9 protein-coding genes are annotated in these 8902 nt (G+C 38.4%); 6 read left to right on the top strand and 3 right to left on the bottom strand.

The genetic code is table 11. The features are described 5' to 3' along the window. From BCG07_RS03955 to BCG07_RS03945, 3 genes are all read left to right on the top strand, one after another. A partial coding sequence (locus BCG07_RS03955) for a DUF3418 domain-containing protein (protein ID WP_286888795.1) occupies positions 1 to 1380 on the top strand: 1380 nt, incomplete at its 5' end. A gap of 75 nt (positions 1381 to 1455) precedes the next feature. Then, positions 1456 to 1836, top strand: a complete 381-nt coding sequence (locus BCG07_RS03950; RefSeq protein ID WP_286888793.1) for a response regulator transcription factor — start codon at positions 1456 to 1458, stop codon at positions 1834 to 1836. 8 nt (positions 1837 to 1844) lie between these two features. Next, entirely contained in the window at positions 1845 to 2141 is a 297-nt protein-coding gene (locus BCG07_RS03945) for a PilZ domain-containing protein (protein ID WP_039036718.1), read from the top strand. 15 nt (positions 2142 to 2156) lie between these two features. Here BCG07_RS03945 and BCG07_RS03940 read toward each other — a convergent pair whose 3' ends face one another. Beyond that, positions 2157 to 3347, bottom strand: coding sequence for a class I SAM-dependent methyltransferase (locus BCG07_RS03940; protein WP_010557560.1), 1191 nt, complete (start codon positions 3345 to 3347; stop codon positions 2157 to 2159). 64 nt (positions 3348 to 3411) lie between these two features. Here BCG07_RS03940 and BCG07_RS03935 point away from each other — a divergent pair, with 64 nt between their 5' ends. Next, the gene (locus BCG07_RS03935; RefSeq protein ID WP_375277067.1) at positions 3412 to 4143 is read left to right on the top strand and encodes an HD domain-containing protein; all 732 of its coding nucleotides are present in this window, start codon (positions 3412 to 3414) and stop codon (positions 4141 to 4143) included. Between the two features lies 1 nt (position 4144). Next, the gene (locus BCG07_RS03930) at positions 4145 to 4585 is read left to right on the top strand and encodes a VOC family protein (protein ID WP_203983967.1); all 441 of its coding nucleotides are present in this window, start codon (positions 4145 to 4147) and stop codon (positions 4583 to 4585) included. On the opposite strand, the gene BCG07_RS03925 is transcribed toward BCG07_RS03930, so the two are convergent. Together BCG07_RS03925 and BCG07_RS03920 are read right to left on the bottom strand one after the other, a co-directional pair. Next, entirely contained in the window at positions 4582 to 5574 is a 993-nt protein-coding gene (locus tag BCG07_RS03925; RefSeq protein ID WP_243533257.1) for a response regulator, read from the bottom strand. The genes BCG07_RS03930 and BCG07_RS03925 overlap by 4 nt on opposite strands. 8 nt (positions 5575 to 5582) lie before the next feature. Then, on the bottom strand, positions 5583 to 7754 hold the full coding sequence (locus tag BCG07_RS03920) for an MHYT domain-containing protein (RefSeq protein WP_286888788.1): 2172 nt from the start codon (positions 7752 to 7754) through the stop codon (positions 5583 to 5585). Between the two features lie 275 nt (positions 7755 to 8029). Here BCG07_RS03920 and BCG07_RS03915 point away from each other — a divergent pair, with 275 nt between their 5' ends. Further along, entirely contained in the window at positions 8030 to 8716 is a 687-nt protein-coding gene (locus tag BCG07_RS03915; RefSeq protein ID WP_243533261.1) for a M48 family metallopeptidase, read from the top strand. Positions 8717 to 8902 lie beyond the last annotated feature (186 nt).

Genomic DNA, 8902 nt, shown 5'->3' with positions numbered 1-8902 from the left:
GCAAACAGTATTACAGAGTTTGATTACCCAGATACATGGCAGCAAGATAATTTAATATTACCGCTTACGTATCACTTTGATCCAGGTCAAGCGGTTGATGGTGTTGCGGTGCAAATACCCGTTGCCTTATTAAATCAAGTGCAAGAAACCGGCTTTGATTGGCATATCCCTGCGTTTAGGCACGAACTTGTTAGTGGCTTGATTAAATCGCTACCAAAATCACTTCGACGTAACTTTGTGCCCGCTCCTAATTATGCCGATGCTGTTATTGCGGCGGTAGAGCCGATGCAAGGCACGTTGCTTGACGCACTTACCACACGTTTGTTGAGAATGACCGGTGTACGCGTTGATCCTGAAGCGTGGGATTTAACATCACTTGCTTCTCATTTACGCTTACATTTTGAAGTACGCGATGAGCACAATAAATTACTGGCTCGCGGTCTAGACCTTGCGAAGCTCAAAGCAGAGCTTCAAGGAGAGGTAACCGAAACACTTTCTAAAGTTGCGGATGACGGTATAGAAAAAGCAGACTTAACACAATGGAACTTTGGTGAACTACCTAAGTCTTACGTTAAAAAGCAAGGCCAGTACGAAATAAAAGCGTATCCAGCGCTGGTGGATAAAAAATCAAGTGCTGCGGTTGAGCTATTTGATAACGAAATAAAGGCACAGATTGCACACCAGCAAGGCCTTCGCCGATTGGTATTATTAAATGTGCCTTCACCTATTAAATATTTACAGCAAAATCTGCCTAATAAGGCTAAGTTGGGATTGTACTTTAATCCTTTTGGAAAAATAGCCGATTTAATTAATGATTGTATTGCCGCGGGTGTTGATAGCTTATTACTCAAATATGGCGATATTAGAACGAGCAGTGAGTTTGAAAGTGTAAAAGAAGAAATACGTGGCGAGCTAGGTGACGCTGTAGTCGATATAGCTATTCACGTTGAACAAGTTCTTAGCATTGCGCATGCGCTACATAAAAAAATGAAAGGGCGGGTTGATTTGACCATGATCACTGCGCATGGCGATATTAAGTCTCAGCTTGAGTCGTTAATTTTTAAAGGGTTTGTTAGTCAACATGGTGCGACTAAGCTGACTGATTTAATTCGTTATTTGAAAGCGATTCAAAAGCGATTAGAAAAGCTCCCTGTTGACCCAAACAGAGACAGAGTGTGTGTACTTGAGCTTGATAAAGTGGCAGCTGAGTATAAAAAGCTGACTAATAAAATACCCAAAGGTATGCCAATACCCAGCGAGATAGAAGCTATATTTTGGATGCAACAAGAGCTAAGAGTTTCATTATTTGCACAAACGCTAGGAACGCCTTACCCTATTTCGTCTAAACGAATTTTAAATGCTATAAAAGAAGTTGAATAATGCTTGCATTTATCAAGAAGGTTAGTACCTTAAAGGTAGGATTTATTTTTGTTTTGAGAAGGAAACGACATAAGCATGTCCTCGGTGATTGAACCTAAAACAAAACGACTATTAGTTGTAGATGATGAGTATTTTAATTACGAAATGCTTAAACCTGCACTAGAGTCTAAATTTGTCGTTAGTTATGCTGACTCTGGTCAGAATTGTCTTGCGTCTGCAATTGCCAATCCTCCTGACATTATTTTACTCGATGTATGTATGCCAGGCCTTGATGGCTATGATACATGCAGAATGCTAAAACATACGCCAGAAACTAAAAACATTCCTGTGGTTATGGTGTCAGGCCTTGAGTCTGAGCTTGAGAAGAAAACAGGTTTTGACGCCGGTTGTGATGCTTATGTAGTCAAACCGTTTGCCATAAGTGCACTGTTAGAGCAAATAAACACAATAGTTTAGAGGGAATTATGTTCACAGAAGATAAACGAAACTATAGACGTATGCAGGTAAACGCTACTGCAATGCTTACAACTATTGAGCCGGTTGCCGGCTTAACTTACACTGCTGAATGCGTAGACTTAAGTGCAACGGGATTGTCACTACATTTAGATGATTTATTAGAACCAGATACACTTTTGTCTGTTGATATTGCATCAACTCATCCAAGTATTGCCCCTTTAAAAGCGACCGCTAAGGTAATACGTGCCAGCAAAGAAGATGATGGCACGATTACGGCAGGGCTTGAGATAATAGAGTTTAATTAACCAATTAAATGTTAATTAATAAACTTTACAGATAAGCCCTTTTAAGTAAAAGCCTTCAGGGTAGCTGCCCGCAATTGGGTGGTCAGCTGCTTGGTTTAAACGCTCCATTATTAACAAGTCTTTACCCGCGTCTAGTGCTGCGTCTGCAACTACTTTCTGAAATAAGTTTTGTTCCATTAAGCCCGAGCAAGAGAATGTTAATAGTGTGCCGCCTGGCTTTAATATTTGCATGGCTATCATATTGATATCTTTATAGCCCCTGCATGCACCTGTTAGCTGTGCCTTGTTGTCGGCAAATTTAGGTGGATCCATAACAATGGTGTCGAACTGTTTACCTTCGTCTCTGTACTGGCGTAAAAGTTTAAAAACATCTTGCTTAACAAAATCGACTTTATTTAAATCTAAATTATTATGCTCAACATTACGTTTTGCGGTATCGAGTGCCGGTTGTGATACGTCAACGTTGGTAACATGTGTACAGCCACCACGCAGCGCATAAAGTGAGAATGTCCCTGTGTAGCTAAAGCAGTTAAGAACAGTTTTATCTTTTGAAAAACGCTCAAGTGCTGCACGGCTATCGCGTTGATCTAGGTAAAACCCGGTTTTATGACCTTCTAAAATATCTACCTCAAGCTTTAAACCATTTTCTTCAATAAGCACTGGCTGCGTTGGCTCTGAGCCCCAGAGTATCCCTTTAATTGGCTCTAACCCTTCTTTTGTTCGTACGTCGACGTCTGAACGCTCGTAAATACTGCTGCCTGGAAATATAGCCATCAGTGCGCCTACAATTTCACCTTTGTGGCGCTCTGCACCTGCGCTTAGTAGTTGGCATACAAGTACATTATCAAACTTATCGATTGTAACACCCGGTAAGTAATCAGACTCTGCGGCACATAATCGGTAACCAGTTAATCCACCTTCTTCAATTACTTGGCTACGAGCTTCAAGTGCTCGGCGTAAGCGTCTCTCAAAAAAGTGTTGATCTATAATTTCTTTTTCGTCAAAGCTCCAAACACGCGCTCGGATCTGAGAATGCGGGCTATAGGCTGCTGTTGCTAAATATTTACCTTCACTGTCGTGAATAGTTACCGTATCGCCCAGTCCCGGTTTACCTTTGATCTTTTTAATGGCTTTTGAAAATAACCATGGGTGTTTTCTTTTTAATGATTTATCGCGACCAGCTTGGAGATAAACGGCAGATGACATAAGGCTTCTCGGTTGTATTAAATAAGCGCTGTATTTTAGTCAAGGCAGGGGCAACATACAATGAATGTTTTGCATGAAGCCTATAAAGCGCGGTAAAGTATTACTAATTCAATATGTTAATAAATTTTTGGAAACTACCTTGGCAGAAACCACGTTATCTCCCGCATTACAAATACTCTCTGGGCAATGTCGTGACTTTATTACATCGCTTAAACATGCTGATGTTGCTCATGATATTACCCATATAGAACGTGTGGTTAGAGTGGCAATACAACTTTGTGAAGCTGAAAATGCCAATATGGCGATTGTTTTGCCTGCAGCATGGTTACACGACTGTGTCGCAGTGGCTAAAAATCACCCTGACAGAGCCAAAGCATCGACTATGGCAGCCGATAAAGCGATTGGGTTTTTAAAAGGCTTAGGTTATGACGCAAACTTGTTTGAAGAAATTCATCATGCAATAGCGGCACATAGCTTTAGTGCTAACATTAAAATTAAAACGCTTGAGGCGCAAATAGTACAAGATGCAGATAGAATGGATGCTCTTGGTGCCATTGGTGTTAGCCGTTGCATGAAAGTAGGGGGTTCTATAGGGCGCTTACTTTACAGCCCTGATGATCCTTTTTGTACAACTAGAGAGCCTGACGATAAAAAATTTACTTTAGATCATTTTTTTATAAAACTTTTAAATATTGCTAAGAGTATGAACACGCCGTCAGCTAAAGCTGAAGCGCAAAGACGCACTCATTATATGCATGCATTTTTAGAGCAGTTAAAGTCAGAGATTGGTGAGTAATATGAGCAACAAAACAATGCCTTTATTATCGGGGGTTGATCACTGCCACATAAACGTAAATAATCTTTCGAATGCAGTGACTTGGTATGAAAAAGTACTTGGTTTTAAAGTAGTTGAGGAGCTTGCGTTTTGGGACGAGACAGGCAAAGGGCCTTTAACACTCCAAGACCAAAATACCACAACACGCTTAGCATTGTTTGAAGGTGAAGTTCGCAGCAAAGGAATTGCGTTTGGTGCTACTGGAGAACAATTTATAGCGTGGCTTGCGCACTTCAAATCAATGGACATAAAAACAGTATTAGCCGACCACGGTGTTACGTTCTCAATATATTTTAAAGATGAAAGCGGTAATAGCCATGAAATAACATCTCATGATTATGAACATATCAAGATGTTTTACCCATCTGTTGAGCAGGGCTCGCACAGTGCTAAAAAGAGTTAACGCTCTTGATTGCTTTGCTTGATATTGAGTATTTCGTCTAGTTTATTAACTAATAAATCAATAATAGCTGGGTCAAAGTGGCTACCTGCTTGGTCTTTCATATGAGCAACTGCTTTCTCTACACTCCACGCGTCTTTATATGGGCGTTTAGATGTGAGTGCATCAAATACATCTGCAACAGCAACAATTCTACCTTCGATTGAAATTTCATCGCCTTTTAAACCGTAAGGGTAACCTGTTCCATCCCATTTTTCGTGATGCTCTATTGCCAATGTGTGCGCGAGTTGAAGCAATGGAGAAGATGAATTAGCTAAAATTTTTGCGCCAATTAAGGCATGCTCTTTCATGTGTTCAAATTCTTGCTCTGATAACTTTCCGGGCTTTAATAAAATTGCATCGGGAATACCTATTTTTCCAACATCATGCATAGGCGCTGCCTGATGCAGAAGCTCTGCTTGATTTTCTGACATGCCAATACCTAGCGCAAGAACTTTACTGTACTGGCTCATACGAACTATGTGCTCACCCGTATCGGTATCTTTATACTCTGCGGCACGCCCCAAGCGCTGAACTAAATCTATATGTGCTTGCTTTAATTGCTCGTCTTGTACCAAAGAAAGGTGTGTTTTAACACGCGCTCTTACAATAGCAGGGCTTATTGGCTTGGTTATGTAGTCGACCGCACCTAATTCAAACCCTTTATACTCATCGCTCTCGTCACCAAGGGCTGTGACAAAAATAATGGGGATGTGTGCGGTTTTTGGATTACGTTTAACGTGTTCACATACTTCAAACCCATTCATATGTGGCATCATTATGTCGAGTAAAATGAGTTTGGGTAATTCTTTTTCAAGCAATGTTAAGGCTGCTTCTCCCGATTTTGCAAAGGACAGTCGGTACTGATTGCCCAGTATTTCTCGCATAACCTTAAGGTTCGCAGGCTCATCATCAACAATTAAAACCCGAGGTCTGTGTGTAGCAAAAATCATTTATATACTCATATATCGTTTAGTTTGTTTATCAATGTGTCTAATTTGAGAATCGCATTTTCAAAATCAAATTCATCAAATGCATCAGCTATTGCGGCAATGTCATCTGAAAAGGGTTCACCTGAAAACGTTTGCAGGTTCGTCAATGCATTATCGTTTAATTCAGCGTTTTGTGCTGAGTCATAAAGTGCTTCACACAGCTGTGTTAATTCATCAATTGACACTACATTGTTTTTACTTTCAGGTTTATCAGTTTGATCACATTCTTTTGTCGTTAACAATTGAGAAATAACAGACAGTTCAGCTTTTATTGATTGTAAAATATTATCAACGTCCTCACCTTGTTTAATAGCTTGCTCTAGATTGGATAAAAGTCTCATTAGTGCAATAAGACCAAGGTTTCCAGCAATCCCTTTTAAAGTGTGTATTAAACTATAGCTATTTTGAGTGTTTAGCTGAGGCTCGTTTATAAGTGTGTCGAAGCGTTTGTCATTGTCTTTAATAAATTTAGTGATTTCAGTCAGCTGTTTACACTTCGATCCCCATAACGCTAATCCTTTTTTAAAATCGATGTGTTTTGCATTTGGATCTGTTTGTGCTATTTCGAGCTTCTCTTCGTACTCTTTACGCTCGGTGATATCAATAAGCACGCCATCTATCCACTGAGCTTCGTCTTTATTATTAAAGTAAAAACTACCTTGGTCTAATAACCATAAAACTTTACCATTTCTATGACGAATTCTATATTCGATAGAATATTGGCGCTTTTCTTTAACTGCTGAAGTTACTGCATCTATTACTGCCTGTTGGTCAGTTTTTAAAATAAGGTCGTTAAACTCTAAGCAATGCTCAGTAAATTCATTTGATTGATAACCTGTTAACTCTAAAATACTTGGGCTTATGAATAACATACTCCAATTATCATCTAGCCTACATCTAAATACAGCACCCGGCATATTGTTTATTAAAGAACGGTATTTTTGCTCTTTTTCAACAAGGCTGCGTTGTAATTCACGTTGTTCGGTTAAATCAGTGATATAACCAACATAAAGTGGGGTTTGTCCTGGCTGGTTAACTTCACCAATGCCTATTCTAATAGGAAAAAGATGGCCTTCTTTGTGTTTTGCAAAAATTTCACGGTTTACACCGAGCACCTTGTTTGAGTTAACATCTTTTGCATTAGAGAGGTATTCATCGTGATGCTTAGCGAGCTTTTCATCCATTAACATTTTTATATTTTTGTTTTTTACTTCATGTTCTTGCCAGCCAAAAATATGTGTGGCTGAGGCATTAAAACTTAAAATATGCCCTCTGTGATCAATCGTTACTATGGCATCGATGGCTGTTTCGAGTATGGCATTCAGGCGAGACTCATCGGCAGACTTTTCTTCTAGCAACATTTTATAACGAACCATTCCGTTAATAACCGCCACGACGCTTGTAATAGCAACCGTTGCTGTAGCAACAGCAATTGCGACAAATGTAAGACCGGCGGATGCGTTAATATCATCGAATAGCAGTGGCGAAGTTGCAACAAAACGGGTTGCTGCCATGCCCATATAGTGCATTCCTGCAACAGCAAGGCCCAAAATAATTGCGCTTATGGTGCGGCTTTGTAGAGGCGTTAATGTAGGGAAAAATTTATCTAAGTTAAATCGACTATAAAGAGCAATAAAAGAAAGTGCTATTGCGACAAATATTGATAAAACAAACATAAGTGGGTCGTAGCGTAATAAAGGAGCCAACTCCATAGCGGCCATGCCGCTATAATGCATTGTGCCAATGCCTGCGCCTAATAATACAGAACATAAACCAAGTATTTTGAAGCTCGCTTTATTGTTAATTAAAATAGAAATTGCAAATAGGCAAGCAAAAAAAGCAGGAAGAAAAGACAATATAGTTATTGTTGGGTCGTATTTAATATTTGTGCAGAGCGAGAAGGCCAGCATACCGATAAAATGCATACTCCAAATACCGGCTGAAAATATAGCAGCGGCAGTAAACTTTGCTAGGCGTTCATAATTATGAAATTTTGTTTCTTTGGCTAAATCAATCAATCGGGTTGTAAAAAAAGAAGCAAATATTGCTATTAAAACAGATATAGATACTAAAAGAGGGTCGTAAACGCCGTTAACTACTAGGCTAGGGTCGTGGTCTGTAATAAAAAATGCAGATAGCATATTGGCTCAAAAATTAGTCTTTAGGTAGCCAGTTTAATATATTCATCATATAAATAAATACTTAATTAACTAGAGCGGTATAAAAAATGAGTTTGATTCAATTTTTTAACGTATAGTTTTCAAGTTATTATTTTTTATATTTATTTTGTCAAACTGATAGAGAAGCATTTTGCTATCATATGAATGACACAGATGATAACCAAAATAGGGTTGCATCAGGTTAGCGCATAAATATTTGTATTGAATACTTAAAATTAGGTCAATGAGAGAAAACAGTGTTTGATTACCAACTAAAAAAAAGTAAACGAAGAAAAACAGTCGCTATAAAGGTTCATGATCAATCTGTCACTGTATATGCCCCCCATTATGTTGCCCAAAAACAAATCGATAGCTGGTTACTTGAAAAGCAACCCTGGATTGAAGCACAATTAAAAAAGCAGCTTAATGCAGTCGATCTTAAGCAGTATCCCCTTATCCATAATAAAATTAAGATATTTTCTGACTGGGTTAAATTAAGTTTTTTAGAAAGCTCATTATCTGATATTCAAGAACACAATAATGTTTTGTTAGTAACACACTCTACTAGAGTAAAAAATTACAATGGTAAATACGAAAGTTTGATTAAACAGTATTTAGAAGAGAAGTTGGCGGCGTATATTGAAATGCGTATCAACTATTATTGCAAAATAATGAAAGAAGAATTGCCTCAAAAATTAAGTATTGCTATATATAAACGCCGTTGGGGGAGTTGCAACAGCAGGCGAGAACTAACTTTTAATTTACACCTAATAGGGGCTCCTCATGCCATGATTGATTATGTAATTGTGCATGAACTTGCTCATTTGCAGTATTTAAACCACAGTAAGGACTTTTGGGCTAGAGTAGAGGCATTTTTTCCTGATCATAAAATTGCATCAGATTGGCTAAAAGCAAACGGAACAAGTTTACAGTGGGTGTTTTAAGCTAATTTGAATATAGGAATATAGGAATATAGGAATATAGGAATATAGGAATATAGGAATATAGGAATATAGGAATATAGGAATATAGGAATATAGGAATATAGGAATATAGGAATATAGGAATATAGGAATATAGGAATATAGGAATATAGGAATATAGGAATATAGGAATATAGGAATATAGGA

It is taken from the genome of Pseudoalteromonas sp. ESRF-bin5 (assembly GCF_002632075.1).
Classification (GTDB): domain Bacteria; phylum Pseudomonadota; class Gammaproteobacteria; order Enterobacterales; family Alteromonadaceae; genus Pseudoalteromonas; species Pseudoalteromonas marina.
Note: the sequence above shows the minus strand (reverse complement) of the source record. Positions and strands in the feature narration are given on the sequence as shown.